Origin of the sequence: Erysipelatoclostridium sp. MSK.7.34, assembly GCF_019041935.1 — a bacterium.
GTDB lineage: Bacteria > Bacillota_I > Bacilli_A > Erysipelotrichales > Coprobacillaceae > Thomasclavelia > Thomasclavelia ramosa.
The window spans coordinates 44,897-66,125 of record NZ_JAHPYJ010000021.1; the positions used below are offsets into that span (position 1 = coordinate 44,897).

Below are 21,229 nucleotides of genomic sequence, written 5' to 3' on the forward strand. Positions count from 1 at the left end.
GCCATTGACACAATCTCCTTTAACATATCTTATAAATCTATTTCTAATCCAACGGGGCAATGATCACTGCCCAAAATATCAGTACAAATAAACGCTTCTTTTATCCCTTCTTTTAAACAATCTGAAACAATAAAATAATCAATCCGCCATCCAGCATTATTCTTACGGGCATTAAATCGATATGACCACCAAGAATAAACACCTTCTTGATCAGGATATAAATATCGATACGTATCTATAAAACCATTTTCTAATAAATTTGTCATCTTAGCTCTCTCTTCATCAGAAAAACCTGCATTTTTACGATTCGTTTTAGGATTCTTTAAATCAATTTCTTGATGGGCTACATTTAAATCACCACATAAAATAACCGGTTTACTCTTCTCCAAAGACTTCAAGTATGCAAGAAAATCATCTTCCCAATGCATCCGATAGTCCAATCGTTTCAATTCATTTTGGCTATTAGGAGTATAACAATTGACTAAATAAAATTTTTCATACTCAAGCGTAACAACGCGGCCTTCATGGTCATGTTCTTCGATACCAATTCCATAACTATAATTTAATGGTTTTTCTTTAGAAAACACTAAAGTTCCACTATAACCCTTTTTTTCAGCACTATTCATATAAGTATAATATCCATGCTTTTCTAATTCAATTTGACCTTCTTGCATCTTTGTTTCTTGGACACAAAAAATATCTGCTTTACTTTCTTTTAAAACATCATAGAACCCTTTTGTAATACAGGCTCTAATTCCATTAACATTCCATGATACTAATTTCATTCTCTTACCTCACTCTATTATTATACATGAAAGCGCTTTTCTATAGAAGTGTTTTTTTCTATATTAGAAAAAAATTTATCATTCTTTATCACTTCTTAAGATTTTTAATATTTTCCGATAATCTGTCTATACTAATATAGGTGATAAAATTGAAAAAATACAAATATATTATATTAAATCTATCAATCTCTCTGGGAATCGGTGCTTTAAGTGCAATTTTTACAATGAATGCAATGGATGTATACCAAACAGTTAACCTTCCTAAGTGCTCTCCGCCTGGATATCTATTCCCAATCGTTTGGACATTTCTTTATATTTTAATCGGTTTAGCAAGTTATCTAATTCATCGAAGTAATAGTAAAAATAAAGAAACTGCTCTTATTATTTATTATTTTCAACTACTGATTAATTTTGCATGGCCTATCGCTTTTTTTAATTACCAAAGTTTTTTATTAGCACTAGCAATATTGATTACACTATGTATTCTAGTTGCTATTCTTATCAAATTATTTTATCAAATCCGTCCTTTAGCAGCTTTTTTATTACTTCCTTACATGGGTTGGATACTTTTTGCCTTATATTTAAATTTTTGGATTTTTGTAAATAATTAAAGTCTTGAATATTATATTAGAAATAGTTGCCGAGAAACTAAGTTTATTTTTTTAAAGTAAGTTTCCATTGACAATTACTTTGCTTTGTCAAATTGGACACTTGATATAATTGAATAGCTATTAGGAAAAAATAATATTATTCTCTAATATCAAATGATTAATAAAATAAGAAATATAGTAATTATAAATGTTACTACTTTTGGTAAATTAATAAACAAGATTACTTAGATAGTAAAAAATCAAAATAGTTGATTACATTTTTATACTAACGAAGCACAGGTTTAATTGCAACGATTGACCTTGTCACTCAAATTGCTTTATTACCGAGCTGATTGAATCAATTCAAAACTAGAAAGTATTGAAAAATAATCTTAGTCAGCAAGGGGCTAACCCACATATATTATTAATAAAACTTTAAATTAAATCATATTTATTAAATAATAAAAGATACTTGATAAACTATTACTTAAAATAGTTCACAAGTATCTTTTCACTATATTAAAGCAAAATATACTACGAAGATTAAAATTAAAGCCCAAACAATCGGTTTGATTTCTTTAGATCTACCAGCAATTACACTAGTAATACCATAAACAATAAAACCAAATGCAATCCCATCTGAAATTGAATAAGTTAAAATCATCATGATCACTGTGATGAAACCAGATGCAGCGAAAACGATATCATCCCAATCAATTCCACCTAATTGAGTTGCCATGGAAATTCCAACTGCCACTAAAGCAGGAGCAGTAACCGCACTAGTTACAACACTAAGTACTGGAGCAAATAAAATTGATAAGAAGAATAATATTGCTGTAGTACAAGCAGTTAATCCTGTTCTTCCTCCAGCTTCAACCCCAGCTGTTGATTCAACAAAAGAAGTAACAGTAGAGGTTCCTAGAATTCCTCCAATAACTGTTCCTGTAGAATCAGCAACTAATGCTTGTTCAATATTATCTAACTCACCATTTTCATCAACTAAATTAGTTTTGTTCGCAACTGAAATTAATGTTCCTGCGGTATCAAAAAAATCAACAAATAACAATGAAAATAATGCTACAATACAATCCGGATGGCTAAATAACTCACCAAAACCATTCATAAATATACCAAACCCACTAGTATCTAAATCAATTGAAACAATTTTTGAAGGCATTGCCGGCATTCCCTCGATACCACATAAACCAGCTACAATTCCAACAATTGCGGTAATCACCAATCCATAAAATACTGCTGCTGGTGTCTTACGAGCCATTAAGATAATTGTTATTAAGACCCCAAATACTGCTAATAATACAACTGGATCAGTCAACTTCCCTAACGCCACAAATGTTGATTCGCTTCCAATAATGATTCCAGCATTTTTTAGTCCAATAAAGGCGATAAAAAATCCAATTCCAGCTCCAATCGCAAGCTTTAATTGTTGAGGAATTGCATTAATAATTGCTTTACGCACCCCAGTAACTGAAATTAACAAGAAAATTATTCCTGATACTACAACCGCTGCCAATGCTGCTGCAGGACTATACCCCATTGAAAAAACAAGGGTATATGTAAATAATGCATTAACTCCCATCCCCGGTGCTAAAGCAACTGGATAGTTGGCTAATAACCCCATGATCAAAGTTGCGATCCCTGAAGATAGTGCCGTTGCTAAGAAAACGCCATCATAAGACAGCCCAGTCTCACTTAACATGTTCGGGTTAACAGCTAAAATATAAGCCATTGCTAAAAACGTAGTAATTCCAGCAATAACCTCTGTTTTGACCGTTGTTCCCTTTTCTTTTAATTTAAAAATCTTTTCAAGCATTGTCTTTCTCCTTTTTAAAAATACCTTTTTATTATATCTAAAATACCAGTCTTTTCAAGGAAAAAGCGCTAATATATGACAATTATGAAATATTTACATAAAATAATATTTCTTCCAAGGCTCTTGTTTTTAAACGATAATAAGTTGCTCGACTATAAAATTCAAGCCACCACTCATGATTCTTCTGTAAAACAAATTCATTTGTAATAATTAATTGACTCTCAGGACTTAATGCTTGAATCACAATTTCAAATGCTGCCACCACTCGCTCCAATTCATCTCTATCATCAATTCGTTGATTTAAGCGTTCAGCAATTGAAGCATTATATCCACTTTTCTTTTCATGAAGCATCCCGATATTTAACTGCGGATAGAAATTAGTATTTTCTAAACAATACAATTTCAATTTAGCTCGGTGAAACTGCTTAAACAGCTCCGCTACTGCTTCTTGTTTTTGTTTAAATGTCAGTTTATTTGTTTTTCTCATAAAAAAATCCTCCTATTATCATATACAACTCAAATAGGAGAATTACTTTTTTTAAATTACAAAATTTTCTATAATTTCAATAATCTTTTCTTCTTCAAGACCGCAACTTACCAAATACTCTTTAGCACTTCCATAATGTTCTCTCAAATAGTCCAAAAATTTCATCATCATTTGTGGAGCAGATTCTAAAAATGCGCGATTAGCATCATCAACCAAACGTTCCAATTCAGAAATTATTTTAAGATTATTTTCATATGATTCTGAATAATCTTTAACAATATCATAATCATGACAACCTGCTAAATCTAACAATAATGCCGCAATCACCCCAGTACGATCTTTTCCAGCTGAACAATTAAACATAATTGCATCGTATGGATGATCATAAAACAATTCAAAAACTTCTTTAAACTGCTGTTTATTTGCCTCTAGCATAAAAATATAAAAACCAGCTAAATCTTGATAATTTGTTACTTCACTAGGGAGAACATTTAAATCTTTAGACTGCATTAAATTGACATTATAGTATTCAATATCACGATAACCCGTTAATTGACTTGGTAACTGTTCGACTTCAAAGTCACTTCGTAAATCTACTTGCATTCTAATTCCATAATCATAAAGATATTCTTTCTCATCATCTGATAACTTACTTGGATTGGTTGAACGAATAAATTTATGACTTTTTGTATAAAAACCAGTTTGAGTTTCATAGCCACCCAAATCACGAACATTAGTCATACTTTTTACATCTAACATTCTTTCTTCACGACTTAATTGCATCATTTTATAATTACCTCACTGTTATAAATTCTATCATAATTATAATCTTGATACAATTTATTATTCTTCAAACGGCCGAACTCTTAACTCTACTCCAAGACCATCGGCAATTTTTTGACACAATTTAATTTTTTCCACCCCGATTATATCTACAACTGTCAAAACAACACTTGGTACATATTTTTTACACGCTTTTGTGAATTGGAGCATGTAGTTAAATGAATCAACTCCATAACAGGCTCTTGTTAATTCATAATATTCTTCCTTAGTTGGAGCATTTAAACTTATAGATACTGTATCGATTACTCCCTTAAAATCAGGCGCAATATCACGCCCTAACGTAATTGATGATAAGCCATTTGTATTGATTCTAATCGATAAATCTGACCTTTTCTCTTTAATATATTTTGCAACTTTCATTAAATCATCGTGGCGAGTTAACGGTTCACCAAAACCACAAAATACTACTTCTTTAAATGCTGTTAAATCATATTTTTCAAATTCCGCAATAATCATCTCTACAGTCGGCTCCCTTTTTAACCATAGAGAATTTGATTCAAGCATTTCTTTTGTATTACGTAAACAAAAAGTACATGCACAACTACATCTGTTTGTGCTGTTAACATAACAAGTTATTCCCTTATACGTATCTAGATCTTTTAAATCAATATATCCATTACCATGTAGCGTATATAAAATCACCATTTTCTTTCCTCCTAAAGTTCTTTTAAGAAAGGCTCAAAGCATAGTCCCAAATGATTATGAGCTCCAACTGCTTGACTATACTCAATACACCTAGATGCAAAATTTGCAGCTTTTTCAACACATTGATAGAAATTCAAACCATTTAAATAACTTCCCGCAATAACACCGCTGATAACATCACCAGTCCCGCTTCGATCATCGCCTATTCGCTTTACTTTGATAATGGCAGGTTCCTTCCCTTGTTCATATGCAAAGTTAATAATTTCGTCACCAATACTAATCCCTGTTACAACGACCATTTGTGGGCCCAAATTTGACAATTGGCGACACATTTCAATCAGCTCATCCCGATTAATTATATCATGCGGATATGGTACCTCTAAAAGTGCGCATAATTCAGTTAAATTGGGTGTCATAATTGTCGCATATGGTATTAGTTGACGCATTTTATCTTGCATTGCAGTAGTATAAGTCGGATAAAGTTTCCCATGATCACCCATTACCGGATCTACTAATACAAATGTATGTTTTTTCTTAAAAGTTTTTATAAAATCAATGACAATATCGATTTGTCTTTCTGAACCAAGAAATCCTGTAGCAATTCCATCAAAACTAACCTTCATTTTTTTATATGTTTCAATATAATCATTCATTCGATCCGTATAATCATCGAAATAATATTCTGGATGCATTGTGTTTACTGATAGGATTGCAGTTGGAACAAAAACACATTCAATTCCCATTGCTGAAATTATCGGCAGCTGCGCTGCAATCGAACATCTACTATATCCTGTTACATCATTTATTAAAGCAATTCTTTTCATCTCATTTTATCCCCTTATCATTGTCATTCATTTTATCACATTTTTATATTTTTTAACCATGACAGTTTTGATTATTTTTATATGGACAATCCCACCCACTATTTTGTATAATAAATAATAGATAGATATAAGGAGATAATATGAAGAAATTATTTAAATTTACAATGGTTATGCTATTAGCATTAAGCTTAGCCGGATGTGGTGGAAAAAGTAATGATGAACAAGATAAGAAAACAGCATCCAAAGATTTGTTAAGCGGTAATTATCGAATCGAAATCGATGTTAAGGATTATGGAGTAATCAAAGTTGAACTTCAAGCTGATGAAGCACCTATTACTGTAACTAATTTTGTAAAACTAGTTAAAGAAGGTTTCTATGATGGGTTGACCTTCCATCGGATCATTGACGGCTTTATGATTCAAGGGGGTGACCCAAAAGGGAATGGAACTGGTGGTTCTGACGAAACAATCAAAGGTGAATTTAGTTCTAACGGTGTTGAAAATCCTTTAAAACATACTCGCGGTGCAATCTCAATGGCGCGTTCATCTGATCCTGATAGTGCAAGTTCACAATTTTTTATTATGCATCAAACAACTACTTCACTAGATGGGGATTATGCTGTTTTTGGTTATGTTTATGAAGGAATCGAGGTAGTTGACAAAATTGCTACAACTGTTCCAGTAACTGATAATAATGGAACTGTTGAAGCTTCTAACCAGCCTGTAATTACTTCAATTAAAATGTTAAAATAATCAGGCATGTAAGTCATGGATTTCTATCCATGGCTTTTTTATCTGATGAGAATTTAATGTCGATTTTAGGAAATAATGCTAATAAAGTTATTATTTTTTAATAAAAAATAAATTACTCTATGAATAATCCATTTTTTATTTCATGTCTTATTCTATAGAGTAGAAATCTTTTTACTTTAGCTTTTTGATTGCTTTTATAAAACAGAAAATTGTAATTACAAACGCTCCTAAATCAGCAATTGGAACAGCCCAGAAAATACCATTCAAACCAAAGAAAGTCGCTAACAATAAAATCATTGGAATCAAAATAATTACTTGACGAAGTAAATTTAAAATACTTGCTACTTTAATTTTACCAATACATTGGAAATAATTAGCAGTCATGATTTGAGCCCCTAACAATGGTAAAAATAAGAACCAAATTCGAATTGCCTTTGTGCCTAGTTTTACAACTTCTGCCTCACCATTAAACATTCTAATTATAGTTTCCGGGAAAAATTGTACTGCTAAAAAACCTACAACTGCAATCATTGTACCACCGATAATCGCATATTTTAAAGTTTCTTTAACTCGATGATAATTGCCTGCCCCAAAATTATAACTAATCAATGGTTGTTGCCCTTGCATTAAACCTGTTAAAGGCATCTGGCATATAGTTTGGAAACTAGTAATGATTCCTACTGTTGAAATTGCGATATCACCACCATACATTCCTAATGTACTATTCAAAATAAAGTTTAAAACACTATTAGCCATTTGCATTAAAAATGCTGGTATTCCCGTTTTAATAATATCTAACGCATAGATCAGCTTTAGTTTCATATGTTCGATATCTAACTTAATCAAAGAGCGATTTGAACATAGATAGCACAGTTGCCAAATCATACTTAAGAATTGTCCACCAATTGTCGCTATAGCTGCACCACTCATTCCCATATGCAACTGAATGATTAAAATATAATCAAAAACGATATTAAATCCGGCCCCTATTAATTGTGAAATCATTGCATTCTTAGGGTTGCCTTGTGCCCGAGAAAAATTATTCCCACACATTGCAACACACTGAAATACTGCTCCATACAAAACAATTGATAAGTAATCGCTGGCATATGGCAAAACTGTTTTACTAGCACCTAAAACTTCTAACATGGGTGTTATAAAAATATTCCCTAATACAGTAAACATCAGCCCAAAAACAACTGTTAAAACAATTGCATTACCCTGATAGATTGAAGCCTTATCTTTCTCTTTTTGTCCTAAAGAAATGCTGAAACGAGTAGCTCCACCTACTCCTACCATTAATGAAATTGCCATTAATACTAATGTAACTGGATAACTTATTGTAATTCCAGCAATCCCTACCGCTCCTAATTGTGGCGCATTTCCAATAAACATTCGATCAACCACATTATAAATTGCATTAACTAGCATCCCAATAATTGCTGGAACACTAAATTCTATTAATAATGGAAGGATTTTTTTATTTCCCATTCTCTCATCATTCATTTATTTTACCTCCTTTTAGATTTGTTTGTATCACATCTAACATTCTTCGAAGTTCTTCTTGTTCTTTTTCACTCAACCCAGATACTAAAATAAAATCTTTTTTAGCAAATGTCTGGTCAACTATCTGCTGTTTTTCTTGACCTAAGGCTGTCATCTCCAATAAATAAAAACGTTTATCAACAGGCGATTGAATTCGTTTGATTAACCCTTTATTTTCCATATTTTGGAGCAATCTTGTTACAGCACTTTTATCAATTTGTAATTCTTTAATCAATTCTTCTTGATAAACCTTACTATGACGACTCAAAAACATTAGGACAGAACCTTCATTACTTGTTAATCCATACTCTTTTAATCTTTGATTACTATCATTTCGATTTAATATTGCTAAATGATGAATAATCCGTCCAATTCTTTCCATTTTGCACCTCCATTAGTTGATATGTCAACTATTATACCAACATTAGTTGATATGTCAACTAACAACAAAAAAGATACGAAAATTTCGTATCTTAATATGCTTTTGCAAAATACACAACCTTTTTAGCTGGTTTACCACAAATAGGACAAACATCACCAAATGCTTCTTCCTCTTCTTTAATACATCGGCTGGTTGCTCCAGTTTCTTCTTTGATTTTAACTTCACAAGCCTCATCACCGCACCACATCATTTTGATATAACCGCCTTTAGTTTCCAATGTAGTTTTAAATTCATCATATGTGTTAACTTGACGAATATTTGAATTGCGATGATTTAATGCTTTTTGATACATTTCATCATGAATTGTGTCTAAAAGGGTTTCAATTGTATTAATTAGTTCTTGATCTAATGCATACTTCTCTTTAGTTCCATCATTACGTTTTGCAATTACACAAGCATTATTTTCTATATCCTTAGGACCAATTTCTAATCTTAATGGTACGCCACGCATCTCTGCTTCCGAGAACTTCCATCCTGGTGATTTATCACTTGCATCAACTTTAACTCTTATTCCAGCTTCTTTTAGCTGTTTTTCAATTTCATAAGCTTTATCTAAAACCCCTGCTTTTTGTTGTTGAATTGGAATAATCATTACTTGAGTCGGTGCCACCCGTGGCGGTAAAACTAAACCATTATTATCACCATGAACCATGATAATTGCTCCTAACAATCTTGTTGAAACTCCCCAAGATGTTTGATAAACATATTCTAATTTATTTTCTTTTGATAAAAATTTCATATCAAACGCTTTAGCAAAACCTTGTCCAAAATAATGACTAGTGCCTGACTGTAAAGCTTTACCATCATGCATTAGTGCTTCAATCGTATAAGTTTCTTCAGCTCCTGCAAATTTTTCACGTTCAGTTTTCCGTCCCGTTAGCATTGGGATTGCTAATAAGTTTTTAGCAGTATCTTCATAGATTTCTAACATTTGCAATGTTTCAGCCCGAGCTTCTGTTTCACTCGCATGAACAGTATGACCTTCTTGCCATAAAAATTCAGATCCTCTTAAAAATGGTCTTGTCGTTTTTTCCCAACGTACTACCGAACACCATTGATTATATAATTTTGGTAAATCACGATATGAATTAACTATTTTAGCATAATGCTCACAAAAAAGTGTTTCTGAAGTAGGACGAATGATCAAATTTTCTTCTAGATCATCTAACCCACCTTTCGTTACTATTGCGCATTCTGGTGCAAATCCTTCAACGTGATCAGATTCTTTTTGTAATAATGATTGTGGAATAAGCATCGGCATATAAACATTCTCATGTCCTGTTTCTTTAAAACGTTTATCCATGTATTGTTGGATTGCTTCCCACATCGCATAACTATATGGTCGATAGATAATAAATCCTTTTACGCTGCTGTAATCCATTAATTCTGCTTTACGACAGACATCAGTATACCACTGAGCAAAATCGTCTTCCATCGCCGTTATTGCATCATTTTTCTTATTATTTGCCATTATTTCTCCTCATTTCATTATAATCTTTCCCTATTTTACTATTAATAAAGTGATTATTCAATAGCAATCTTTGTTTCTTTGTTCTTCCGTGAAAGAATAATTTTATGATCAATTCGCTCTTTCAATTCACTAACATGCGAAATGATTCCAATTAATTTACCATCTTGTTGAATATCAATCAAACAGTCAATTGCTTGATCTAATGATTGACTATCCAAAGAACCAAAGCCCTCATCAATAAATAAAGTATTTAATTCTATCCCTCCAGCATAACCTTGAATCATTTTAGAAAGCCCTAAAGCTAAAGATAATGCCGCTTTAAAAGACTCTCCACCCGACAATGTTTTAACATCACGTAAAAGTCCACTTTCTAAATCAAGAACATCTAATTCCAGTCCTTGCTTTCCTGCCCCTTTAGAGCGGTTATCACGACGATAAAGCTGATAGCGTCCTTGCGACATACGTTTTAGCAGGGTATTAGCATAAACTAGAATATTTTCAAAATATGCCGCTAAAACATAACGTTCAAATGAAATTCGATAGCTGTTTTTTCCAGATGTAACCTCACTTAAATCTAAATAACATTGATAAATATCATGGCTATTACTTAATTCCTGATCAATATTTTTAATATTCTTGATTGTACTGGTTACTGTCATTAATTGGGCATTTAAATTATTTAAAATATTTAAAGCAGAATCTAATTTTTGTTTTAAAATAATTAGTTTTTCTTTTACGACTTCAACATCTATAACTTCAATTCCCTTTAATTCAAGTTGCAATTCATGAATTTGTTTATTCAAAGAATCCTTGGCAATTAAATAAGCCTGATACTCCTTTTCTTTATTTTCAAGCTGACTGACGTTTTTAATAATCTCTAAAAATTCCTTTTCATCTGTAAATAAACTATTCAGTTTCCCACGATATTCTCTTAGTACTTGCTGATAATTATTTTCCTCATCTTTGATTTGCTGGCAATACGACCTATTTTGAGCTTCCAATTGAATAATCTGTTCATTTATAGAACGGTATTTTTCTTCAATATCTTTAATTATTTTAGTCAAACCTAACAATTCTTTTTGCTTTTCTTCAATTTGCTGATCAACCTGATGATGCGTTAAATCTTTTAATTGTTTATTTTGTTCCATTCGTCCAATGACTTGATTTAATTGATCTTTATAAGCTTGTACTTGTGCATTATTTTTTTGAATATTCTGTTCTAATAAATCTAGATCCTTCTGATGATTAGCTAAACTTATTTTTAAGTTATTTAAATAAATAATTTCATTATCCAATTCTTTAGCCTGTTTTAATAATTTATTTTCATCGATATTGATCTTTCCTAATACTTTAATAAAAACTTCTTTCCCCAATTCTTCTTCAATTCCTAAGCGCTGACAATCATTTTCCATTTGTTTCTTTAATAAAGTAACTTCTTGCTGTTTTAATATTAAAGCATTATAAATATCATTTCGTGTTTCGCTACACTTATCAAAATTCTTTTTTGCTTTTTTTAAATCTTCTTGATAAACTATTTTTTGATCAAAATCTGCCAATTGTGGATGGTTTAAAGAACCACAAACAGGACACGGTTCATTTTCCTTTAAACTGCTTGCTAAAATACCAGCCTGGCTTGATCTAAAATGATGTTCCATTTGATCATATTTATTTTTTTCATTCAAATATTTTTCTTCAATTTTTTGATACTGTTCACGAAGCTCATAACAATGTTCCTCTTCTCTTAAAAATTTATCATAATCAGAGCTTAAGATATGAATCTCAAGTTTATGAGCATGAATTTTTTGATAATTTTGATTTATCAACTCATAATCACCCTTAAGTTTATCTAAATGAGCAATACTATTACTATCTCGTTCGATAATTTTAGCACTTTTTTGTAATCTATCATTTAAACCGATATTTTTACTCTCAATTACTTTAATCTGTTTCCTTAAGTTATTTCCCTGATTTAAATCTTTTTGATATACTAAAACATTTTGTTTTAGTTCTACCATTTTTTCTAATTCAATTTGTCCCTGAGCAACTTCATCGTGATATTTAGAGACTAAAGCATACTGTTTCTCCTGCTTTTTTAAATCATTTTTTGCAAATGATAAGCGTTCATTTAAGACTTTTTCTTTTTCTCTTAGCTTAGCTAATTTAGTTTTACTACTAATCATTAGTGAATAGATATTTTGAAGTTGATTGGCTCTTTTTAAATCTTTGATCATCTTCTCTAATTCTCGATAATAATCCTCTTTGCTTAAATAATTCGATAGCTGGATTTTTAAATCATCTAGATATTCTAAGCGACGATTATTTATCTCAATGACATTTAGCTCTTTTGCCTTTTGCTCATAATATTGTGCATTTTGCTGGTACTCCATCGCTTTAATCTTTATCTTTTTTTCTAGTGAATCCAAATATTCATCTAAATCAATTTTCTCATCTTCTACATCAAGACTCTTTAACAACATCTCTCTTTGTTTAAAAAGTAAATCATATTTACTCTTATATTCTTTAACTCGCAATTTGAGCTGTTCTTCTAAGCATCTAAAATTATCTGTCTTAAATAAATTGCGTAATACTTTTTCTCGCTCTTCACTCCCTGCATAAATAAGTTTTGTAAATTCACCTTGGGCAATCATAGCAATTTGTTTAAATTGCTTATCATCGATTCCCAGGATTTCTTTAATTTTATAATTAACTTCTTTGATTCCTTCTATCATTTTACCACCCGGCAATGTTAATAATGCAGTGGGTAACTTAGGTGTTTTTTTACCCTCTAATAAATATCGTGGTGACCGCTTAATTAAATAATGCTGATTATGTAAAATAAAATCAAGTTCAACAAAAGTAGGAGTATCATGATTAGCTTGGTCACTTCGAAATTGTTCACTACTACGTTCACTCCCACTTGATACTCCATACAAAGCAAACATAATAGCATCAAAAATCATTGTTTTTCCAGCTCCAGTAGGACCAGTAATCAAAAATAAACCATCTTGAATAAATGGCTCAAAATCAATTGTCACTACTTGATGATACGGCCCAAATGCTGACATAGTAAGACGATTAGGCAACATTTTCTTTCCCTCCCATCATGATTTCTGTAACAATCTGTTTGGCTTCAGCACTTAGTTCTGTACCTTTTATTTTTTGATAAAATTGTTCAAATAAAGCAACTGAATCAAGTTTTTCAAATCCAGGATCAGCTTTAGTATTATTACTCGTTTCATTACTTATTAGTTTTGGATAAGTAATCTGCAATACATTTGAAAATTTTGTTCTTAAATAATCAATCGCATTAGGCACTAACATTGAATCTGTTAATTCAACTGCAATAAAATCATTATTATTAATGGCAAACGAATCTGCCATGATTTCATCAAAACTCCCAGTGATTTTAATTAAGTCTTGTTTAGGTTGTAATGATACAAGCTGATAGGATACTTTTTTATTATCAATCGTTACCTCAACTATACTTTTAGTTTGATTAACTTCGTCAAAAGAATAACGCATTAAACTGCCACTATAGCGAATAGTTTCAGTTGATATTTTTTGAGGTGCATGGATATGTCCCAAAGCTACATAATCAAATTGTTTAACTAATGAAACATCAATAATTTCCGTTCCACCTACACTTAATACTGCTTCACTTTCACTTCGCATAACTTCACTATTTCCAGCAATAAATTGATGGGTAATTAAAACATTCGGTTTAGTAAAATCTATTTTTTGATGTTCAAGATAACATCGAAAAGCATCCTGATATGTAACAATTTGTTCATCTTCATACAAATAGCGAATATAAGATGGTTTAAAAAAAGGCATTAAATAAAAATTAACCCCTTCAATTTCTATCGGCTTCATTTGTTTAGCCGGATATGCTTCAATATACAATCCTTCTTGTCTTAGCAATCCGCTAACAAAACTTAATCGACTCGCACTATCATGGTTTCCCGCTATCATCAAAACTTTTTTGTGATACTTTAAAATAACTTTTGTTAAAAAATCATTTAAAACATCAATAGCTTCATTACTAGGAACACTCCGATCATAAATATCTCCAGCCATGACTAAAACGTCTATTTCGTTATCGACTAAATAATCACAAACTTGATTCAGTAAATCAGCTTGAATTTCTAATAAATTTTGTTGATATAACAACTTTCCTAAATGAATATCACTAATATGAACAAATCTCATTATTTTCCTCCTTATAATTTAATTAAATAAACCTCTTTAATTGTTTCACCGGCTTCAAAATCTTTCCGATATTTTTTAGGTATTTCTACTGTTTCTAAATATTGTGCTTGTAATTTTAAAATCGTTTTTTTAGAAGCTAAATTATTTGGTGAACAAGTAATTATCAGTTCCTTAAACCCTAGTTTTAAGGCTATTGGTTTTATTAACTGGACTCCTTGATACGCATAATAATGCCCACGAAATTCGGGCTCAACAGTATAACCAATATGTCCATCATAGTATCGTTCTTCACAACTACCTTCTCGTAAAGTCATTCGCCCCACAATTTCATTGTTTACTTTCATTAAAAAAATATAATATGGTTTCCAGCCAGCTGGTAAATCTTTATCAATATATATTTGTTTTTCTAACTGCATCTCTATCACCTTAACACATTATATCATAAATACCATTTTGATGAGGATGAATATTATTACTTTGACTGACAATATTTGGTTTTATAATCAGCATATCTAAACACAATTTAGTCAATTTATGGTAGAATCAAAGAAAGGGGTTGAAACCAATGAAATTTAAACGGCTCGATCGGGTAGATTATCAAGTATCGATCATTACAATCATAATTGTTTGTGCATCCTTTTTTTGTGTCTATATTTTTAATTATAAAATCACTCACGATGATATGATCTATAGTCTAAAAGAACGTTCAAACACGATATATCATTATGTAGAAAATTATTTAGACAAAGATACTTTTAATCATAATTTTTCTCTTGATATGAAAAATGATACTTATAAACAAATAAAACAAAAATTAGAAGATGTAAAAAATGCAACAAATGTTTTATATCTCTATACTGCAAAAATGACAGATGAAGGCGAATATATCTATCTTGTCGATGGACTGCCAACTGCAAGTCCAGATTTTCGTTATCCTGGAGATAAAATTGAAAAAGAAATAATTCCTGAGCTTAAAGCAGCATTAAAAAATAAAATTATTTTGCCAGATCAGATTAAGGAAACTACCTGGGGTCCCATTTTTGTTTCATATTACCCTATACACGACGAAGGAAAAGTAGTTGGCGTGTTAGGAATTGAATTTGATGCTAGTCATCAATTTGAAGCCTTTAAACAAATTCGAATTATTACACCGTTGATTGCCATTATGGCTAGTCTTATCGCTACTATCATTGCCGTTCTATCATTTAGAAGAATTTCAAATCCTCGTTTTAAAGATATGGCTAATACTGATTACTTAACAAATTTACATAATCGGAATGCTTTTGAAATAGATTTTGAAAACTTATCAACACATAAGCACAATACCGGAATAATTATTACCGATCTTAATGATCTAAAAAAAATCAATGATACATATGGACATCGTACTGGTGATGAATATATTAAAAAAGTTGCTAAAATTCTTGAAAAACATGTCCAAAAAAATACAGTTTATCGTTTTGGCGGGGATGAATTTATCATTCTTATTCATCATGATGCCAAACAGCAAATCAAAGCTGTTGTAACAGCAATTCAAACAGAGCTTTCAAAACAAACTGATGAAAAATTATCAATCTCTATTGGTTTTGCTGTTTATGATCCTAAAATTGATCATGATTTAAAGGATACATTCAAACGTGCAGATGCTAAAATGTATACAAATAAAAAACTAAATAAAGAAAAAAATAAGTTTGAGGATTAATCCTCAAACTTATTTTTAGTTATTAACTCAATAATTTTATCAGTAATATTTTCTAAAGTATCATCATTAACAATACGATGATCACAAGCTTCAAGATAAAGCTGATGCCGTTGTTTATCTAATTCATATAGTTTCTGTGGGCCCTCTTTTAACAAAGGACGACTTGTAACTTGAACATCCGTTAAAATATTATCAATAGGTCGATCAATATAAATGATTATTCCATTTTGCTTTAAATATTTAATATTTTCAGGTCTTAAAACAACCCCTCCACCAGTTGAAATAATATGCCCATTTAAGTCGGAAACATCTTTACATCCAGCAGTTTCATTATTCCTAAAATATGTTTCACTAACTTCAAACATCTCTGGAATTGTTTGATGATATTTTTCAACAATATATTCGTCAATGTCAATAACTGGTCTGTTTAATTTTTCACCAAGCATTCTAGATAAAGTAGTTTTACCACATCCCATAATGCCAATTAATACAATATTTTTCATCTTTTCTCCCTATGCATGATGGTAATTGCCTAAGACTCTTAAGGTAAGACAATTTGTTTTCATTTGTTCTAATGCCAATTTGACATTATCATCATGAAGACTACCTTCAAAATCAATATAAAAATAATATTGCCAACGTTTATCCTTTATAGGACGCGACTCAATTCTTGATAAATTTATTTGGTGATCTTTAATTGCTTTTAACACCCCATATAAAGCCCCAACTTTATGCTGTAATGTAAATACAATACTCACCCGATCAGTTTGAGGATGATCTTCAAGATGTTTAGCAAAAATAATAAATCTAGTATTATTAGTTTTTTCATTATGAATGTTTTCCTGTAATACTTCTAAATCATACAGTTTTGCAGCCACTTTTGAAGCAATCGCTCCTTTAGATAAATCATTACATTCACTTACATACTTTGCTGCTGCAGCTGTATTCGAAAAGTCTTGAGACAACATTTGAGGATTATTTCTTAAAAAATCAGCTGACTGCTGAATTCCTTGGGGATGACTATAGACTGTTTTGATATTTTCAATTTTAGCCCCCTTAATCCCTAATAAATGTTGTGAAATACAGACACTGTGCTCACCAACAATATAGAAATCGTAATCCCGAACTAAATCATAATTATCATTAATTGCTCCAGTTGAAGAATTTTCTAGAGGAACAATCCCATAATCAATTTCCGCATTTTTTAAAGCCTCAAAAACATCACGAAAATTAACATAGTTAGTATTTTCTACATTTCCAAAGTATTCTAACATCGCCTGATGAGCAAAAGCACCAGGCACCCCTGCATATCCAACTTTAATATTTTCTCGTTTTGGTGCAGCTAAATTATAAAGATTATTTAGAGGAATAAAAGTAGCTTGATAGCTCTTCCCGACATCCATAACATCTTGCATAAAATTACGTGCATAATCAGCAAGCTCTGGATTCAGCATCCGTGCAGCATTTTTTTCAATTACTGCTTTTTCACGTTCTGGTTGAAAAATTTCTAATCCATGAGCTAATTTGTAAGTGACAACATCTTTACTAACATTCATTCGCTGCTCAAATAATTTAATCAATTGTTGGTCGATTTCATCGATTTCACGACGACATTGTTCTAAATCTTTCATAAATTACCTCACCAAATCCAACATTGCTAATGCTGCCATAGCTTCGACAACTACAGTTGCTCTAAAAACAATGCAAGGATCATGACGTCCATGAACTCCTAATGTTGTATTTTCATGTTTTTTTACATCAATCGTTTTTTGTTCTTTAGAAATAGAAGGTGTCGGTTTGATTCCAACTGTAAAAACGACTGGCATTCCATTAGAAATTCCACCAGTAATCCCACCATTGTTATTACTAGTAGTTTTTACTAGAGCATCTTGATAATAGTAACAGTCATTAGCTTCACTACCAAATAATTCACTAATCTTATCATTTCCAAAAGCTACTGATTTAACTGCTGGAATTGAAAATAACAAACTTGATAAATGACTCTCAATTGAATCAAAAAACGGTTCACCAAGACCAGGTTTTAAACCAATAATCGCACATTCAACCTTGCCACCTACTGAGTCTTGATCCATTCGTGCAGCATCAACAATATTAACAAACTTTTCATATTTTTCTTGATTAATGACAGGATAATGTTGTCTGCGTAAATATTCAAGTGTCTTAGTTGATAAACGCATATCAAAATTTTCATCATACTCGTTTTTAATACTTAGAATATGTGCTCCAATTTGAATCCCCTGTTTTGCCAAAATTTGTTTTGCTATAGCCCCAGCAAAAACAACCGGAGCAGTGATTCTTCCTGAAAAATGGCCACCGCCACGTACATCATTAAATCCTCTATATTTAATAAAAGCTGGATAATCACTATGACCAGGACGCATTTTTTCTTTTAATAATGAATAATCTTTAGAATGCTGATCACTATTATAAATTATTCCACATAATGGTGCACCAGTCGTTACATCATCCTGTAACCCACTCATTATTTCTACCTTGTCAGCTTCTTTTCGAGCAGTTGACATTTTATCCTGTCCAGGAGCACGACGTTTCATTTCTTTGGCTACTTCCTCTAAATCAATCTTGATTCCGCTTGGTAGATTTCCTAAAACAATCCCAATTGCTTTTCCATGAGATTCTCCAAAAATTGTTATCTCAATATTATTTTTCCACGTCGATGACATCAATAATTCCTCCTAATGACTGGTAATCTTCCCAAAAACTTGGATAAGATTTTTCTACACATTCCATATTATCAATAACAACAGGCTGACTGCTGCGAGTAGCAGCAATTGCTAACATCATTGCAATTCGATGGTCCGCAAAACTAGAACAATTACCGCCAGTAAACTCATTAACACCGCGAATCGTCATTCCATCAGGTAACTCTGTGACGGTTCCACCTAATTCATTAAGCTGTGAACGAGTTGCTATGATTCGATCACATTCTTTAATTCTCAATCTTTTAGCATTAATAACATCACTTTTACCTTGAGCTAAAGCTAAAGCTACTGAAACCACAGGTATAACATCAGGGCATTGACTAGCGTCAACAATTGTTGCTGCTAAGTTTTCACCCGTAACCTTGATACCATCACTAACTACAGAAACTTTAGCCCCCATGGCTTCAAGAAATTCTAAAGTTGCTTTATCTCCCTGTAACGAATCAAGATTCAAATCTGTTAATACAACATCATTCCCAATCGCTCCAGCAACTAGATAAAAAGCCGCCTGAGAAAAATCTGCCTCAACTCGATAGTCATGAGCCTGGTATTCTTGTTTCCCCATTACAATAAAACTTTTATAATCATTATTGACAATTTTAATTCCATATTGATTTAACATCTGCAAAGTTAGATCAATATATCCTTTTGATTCCAACGGTGAAGTGATCTCAATAATCGAATCACCATCTAATAGAGGTAATGCAAATAGCAGTCCAGTGATAAACTGTGAAGAAATATTCCCAGGAACCTTATAATGATCGGGTTTTAACTTACCAATTACATATAGATCAAGGATATCCTCCTTATAAAGATAACCAATATTTTGACGCTCAAATATTTCATAAAAAGTATTTAGCGGTCGTTTCCCCAAATTACCGCGTCCAACAAAATGAGCTTTATTTTCCTCAACAATTGCAATTGGAACCATAAACCTTAGCGTCGATCCAGATTCTTCACAATCAATCTCACTATTTTGCTTTGTATAAGTAGTTGTGCCATCAATGATTAAATAGTCATCATATTTCTCTATTTTGGTTCCCAATGATTGCATTGCTTTAATTGTTGCTTGAATATCTTTAGAATATTCAATATTATCGATACGACTGATTCCTTTAGCTAAACTAGCACATATAATAGCTCGGTGAGCTAATGATTTTGACGGTGGTACTTGGACCACACCACTTAATTTAGTCGGTGTAATTTTTACTGCTGTCATTCTATACCCTATCCTTTGCTTGAATTAATGAAAGATTACTTTGATAGACATAGCTATCCCCTATTTCCTTTAACAATACTAACGATAATTTTTTATTAATATTTTTCTTGTCAAGACTTATTGCCTCCAGTAAGTCGGTTGTTTTTAATCCGCTATAAACTGGTAAATTATATTTAATACAAATTTCTTTTATTATATCACTAGTCCCCACTGGTGATAAATCATTTTCTTCGGCAATTTTAGTTAATTGTACCATTCCTATTGCAACTGCTTCACCATGTGAATATTTCTCATAATGATAATATTGTTCAATTGCATGTGCAAGTGTATGCCCAAAGTTCAGTAATAAACGATCCCCGAAGTCAAACTGATCTCTTTCGACTACATCACGCTTAATACCAATGCAACGATAAATTATTTCATCGATATCCATGTATAACTGTTCAAAGTTATCATAACTATTTAGTTTATCAAACAAACTTTTATCTTTAATACAGCCATATTTGATTACTTCTCCCATCCCGTCATTAATAAAACGCTCTGGTAATGTTTTTAAAGTATTTGGATCAATCAAAACCATTCTCGGATGATAAAAAGCCCCCACTAAGTTTTTTCCTTCTGGTAGATCAACTGCTACTTTCCCCCCTACTGAAGAATCAACTTGTGCTAATAATGAAGTTGGGATTTGGACCAATTTAACACCTCGTAAAAAGGTCGCTGCAACAAACCCGGCTAAATCCCCAATAACACCGCCGCCTAAAGCGATGATTAAATCTGTTCTTGTTAATTTAAAATCTAATAAAGCTTTATATAACGATGGTAAAATATCAAAACGTTTAGACTGTTCACCATGAGGAACCGTTACATGCTCAACAATGTATTCTTTATTTAGAACGTTTGTTAATAAATCACCATAATAATGATAAACTTGATCATCCGAAATTATCATGATTTTATTACCTTGATATATCTCCTTGATATATTTATCAGCTTGGTTTAAGATTCCTTTTTCAATATAGATTGGATAGCTATTTTCTTTTAATGAAACTGTCATTTCCATCGTTATATTTCCTCCTAATTAATTATACTTTCTTTCCAACAACTTCAGCTATTTTAGAAATTTGTTTTAATAATTCTTCATAT

At 31.5% G+C, this 21,229-nt stretch carries 20 protein-coding genes; 3 read left to right on the forward strand and 17 right to left on the reverse strand.

The window, feature by feature from the left end:
• Window positions 1–29: 29 nt before the first annotated feature.
• The gene (locus KTF99_RS12920) at window positions 30–785 is read right to left on the reverse strand and encodes an exodeoxyribonuclease III (protein WP_003537984.1); all 756 of its coding nucleotides are present in this window, start codon (window positions 783–785) and stop codon (window positions 30–32) included.
• Between the two features lie 140 nt (window positions 786–925).
• Here KTF99_RS12920 and KTF99_RS12925 point away from each other — a divergent pair, with 140 nt between their 5' ends.
• On the forward strand, window positions 926–1,396 hold the full coding sequence (locus KTF99_RS12925) for a TspO/MBR family protein (RefSeq protein WP_003537983.1): 471 nt from the start codon (window positions 926–928) through the stop codon (window positions 1,394–1,396).
• Window positions 1,397–1,889: 493 nt separating this feature from the next.
• Here KTF99_RS12925 and KTF99_RS12930 read toward each other — a convergent pair whose 3' ends face one another.
• The 5 genes from KTF99_RS12930 to KTF99_RS12950 all read right to left on the reverse strand — a co-directional run bounded on the left by KTF99_RS12930 (window position 1,890) and on the right by KTF99_RS12950 (window position 6,005).
• Complete coding sequence (locus tag KTF99_RS12930; RefSeq protein ID WP_003537982.1) at window positions 1,890–3,206, reverse strand: NCS2 family permease; 1,317 nt, start codon at window positions 3,204–3,206, stop codon at window positions 1,890–1,892.
• 82 nt (window positions 3,207–3,288) lie between these two features.
• The gene (locus KTF99_RS12935) at window positions 3,289–3,693 is read right to left on the reverse strand and encodes an MG284/MPN403 family protein (protein WP_003537981.1); all 405 of its coding nucleotides are present in this window, start codon (window positions 3,691–3,693) and stop codon (window positions 3,289–3,291) included.
• Window positions 3,694–3,744: 51 nt separating this feature from the next.
• Window positions 3,745–4,479, reverse strand: a complete 735-nt coding sequence (locus KTF99_RS12940; protein WP_003537980.1) for a tyrosine-protein phosphatase — start codon at window positions 4,477–4,479, stop codon at window positions 3,745–3,747.
• 57 nt (window positions 4,480–4,536) lie between these two features.
• Window positions 4,537–5,181 carry a TatD family nuclease-associated radical SAM protein gene (locus KTF99_RS12945; protein WP_003537978.1) on the reverse strand — a complete coding sequence of 215 codons (645 nt, stop codon included), beginning with the start codon at window positions 5,179–5,181 and terminating at the stop codon, window positions 4,537–4,539.
• Window positions 5,182–5,192: 11 nt separating this feature from the next.
• Window positions 5,193–6,005, reverse strand: coding sequence for a pyridoxamine kinase (locus KTF99_RS12950; protein ID WP_008793012.1), 813 nt, complete (start codon window positions 6,003–6,005; stop codon window positions 5,193–5,195).
• A gap of 140 nt (window positions 6,006–6,145) precedes the next feature.
• Here KTF99_RS12950 and KTF99_RS12955 point away from each other — a divergent pair, with 140 nt between their 5' ends.
• Window positions 6,146–6,757 (forward strand): peptidylprolyl isomerase, encoded by a 612-nt coding sequence (locus tag KTF99_RS12955; RefSeq protein WP_003537975.1) that lies wholly within the window; start codon window positions 6,146–6,148, stop codon window positions 6,755–6,757.
• Between the two features lie 171 nt (window positions 6,758–6,928).
• Here KTF99_RS12955 and KTF99_RS12960 read toward each other — a convergent pair whose 3' ends face one another.
• From KTF99_RS12960 to KTF99_RS12985, 6 genes are all read right to left on the reverse strand, one after another.
• The gene (locus KTF99_RS12960) at window positions 6,929–8,263 is read right to left on the reverse strand and encodes an MATE family efflux transporter (RefSeq protein WP_003537974.1); all 1,335 of its coding nucleotides are present in this window, start codon (window positions 8,261–8,263) and stop codon (window positions 6,929–6,931) included.
• Window positions 8,256–8,684, reverse strand: a complete 429-nt coding sequence (locus KTF99_RS12965; RefSeq protein ID WP_003537973.1) for a MarR family winged helix-turn-helix transcriptional regulator — start codon at window positions 8,682–8,684, stop codon at window positions 8,256–8,258. The genes KTF99_RS12960 and KTF99_RS12965 overlap by 8 nt, the downstream gene beginning before the upstream one ends.
• 91 nt (window positions 8,685–8,775) lie before the next feature.
• Window positions 8,776–10,215 (reverse strand): proline--tRNA ligase, encoded by a 1,440-nt coding sequence (gene proS / locus KTF99_RS12970; RefSeq protein ID WP_003537972.1) that lies wholly within the window; start codon window positions 10,213–10,215, stop codon window positions 8,776–8,778.
• A 53-nt stretch (window positions 10,216–10,268) separates the two neighbouring features.
• Window positions 10,269–13,301, reverse strand: coding sequence for an SbcC/MukB-like Walker B domain-containing protein (locus KTF99_RS12975; protein ID WP_217215605.1), 3,033 nt, complete (start codon window positions 13,299–13,301; stop codon window positions 10,269–10,271).
• The gene (locus KTF99_RS12980) at window positions 13,291–14,424 is read right to left on the reverse strand and encodes an exonuclease SbcCD subunit D (RefSeq protein WP_009300769.1); all 1,134 of its coding nucleotides are present in this window, start codon (window positions 14,422–14,424) and stop codon (window positions 13,291–13,293) included. The genes KTF99_RS12975 and KTF99_RS12980 overlap by 11 nt, the downstream gene beginning before the upstream one ends.
• Window positions 14,425–14,435: 11 nt before the next feature.
• The gene (locus KTF99_RS12985; RefSeq protein ID WP_008793008.1) at window positions 14,436–14,840 is read right to left on the reverse strand and encodes a GNAT family N-acetyltransferase; all 405 of its coding nucleotides are present in this window, start codon (window positions 14,838–14,840) and stop codon (window positions 14,436–14,438) included.
• Window positions 14,841–14,989: 149 nt separating this feature from the next.
• On the opposite strand from KTF99_RS12985, the gene KTF99_RS12990 reads away from it, so the two are divergent.
• Window positions 14,990–16,126, forward strand: coding sequence for a GGDEF domain-containing protein (locus tag KTF99_RS12990; protein ID WP_003537967.1), 1,137 nt, complete (start codon window positions 14,990–14,992; stop codon window positions 16,124–16,126).
• Here the strand turns inward: KTF99_RS12990 and KTF99_RS12995 are convergent.
• Genes KTF99_RS12995 through aroB form a run of 5 tightly spaced genes read right to left on the reverse strand, consistent with a single transcriptional unit; the run spans window position 16,123 to window position 21,146 of the window.
• Window positions 16,123–16,629: a shikimate kinase gene (locus KTF99_RS12995; protein WP_003537966.1), complete on the reverse strand. Its 507-nt coding sequence runs from the start codon at window positions 16,627–16,629 to the stop codon at window positions 16,123–16,125. The genes KTF99_RS12990 and KTF99_RS12995 overlap by 4 nt on opposite strands.
• Before the next feature lie 9 nt (window positions 16,630–16,638).
• A complete protein-coding gene (pheA, locus tag KTF99_RS13000) occupies window positions 16,639–17,757 on the reverse strand; it encodes a prephenate dehydratase (protein ID WP_009300772.1) in 1,119 nt (372 codons plus the stop codon).
• A gap of 3 nt (window positions 17,758–17,760) precedes the next feature.
• Complete coding sequence (gene aroC, locus KTF99_RS13005) at window positions 17,761–18,828, reverse strand: chorismate synthase (RefSeq protein WP_003537964.1); 1,068 nt, start codon at window positions 18,826–18,828, stop codon at window positions 17,761–17,763.
• Window positions 18,806–20,086 (reverse strand): 3-phosphoshikimate 1-carboxyvinyltransferase, encoded by a 1,281-nt coding sequence (gene aroA, locus KTF99_RS13010; protein WP_029481316.1) that lies wholly within the window; start codon window positions 20,084–20,086, stop codon window positions 18,806–18,808. The genes aroC and aroA overlap by 23 nt, the downstream gene beginning before the upstream one ends.
• A 1-nt stretch (window position 20,087) precedes the next feature.
• On the reverse strand, window positions 20,088–21,146 hold the full coding sequence (aroB, locus tag KTF99_RS13015) for a 3-dehydroquinate synthase (protein WP_009009376.1): 1,059 nt from the start codon (window positions 21,144–21,146) through the stop codon (window positions 20,088–20,090).
• Window positions 21,147–21,229 lie beyond the last annotated feature (83 nt).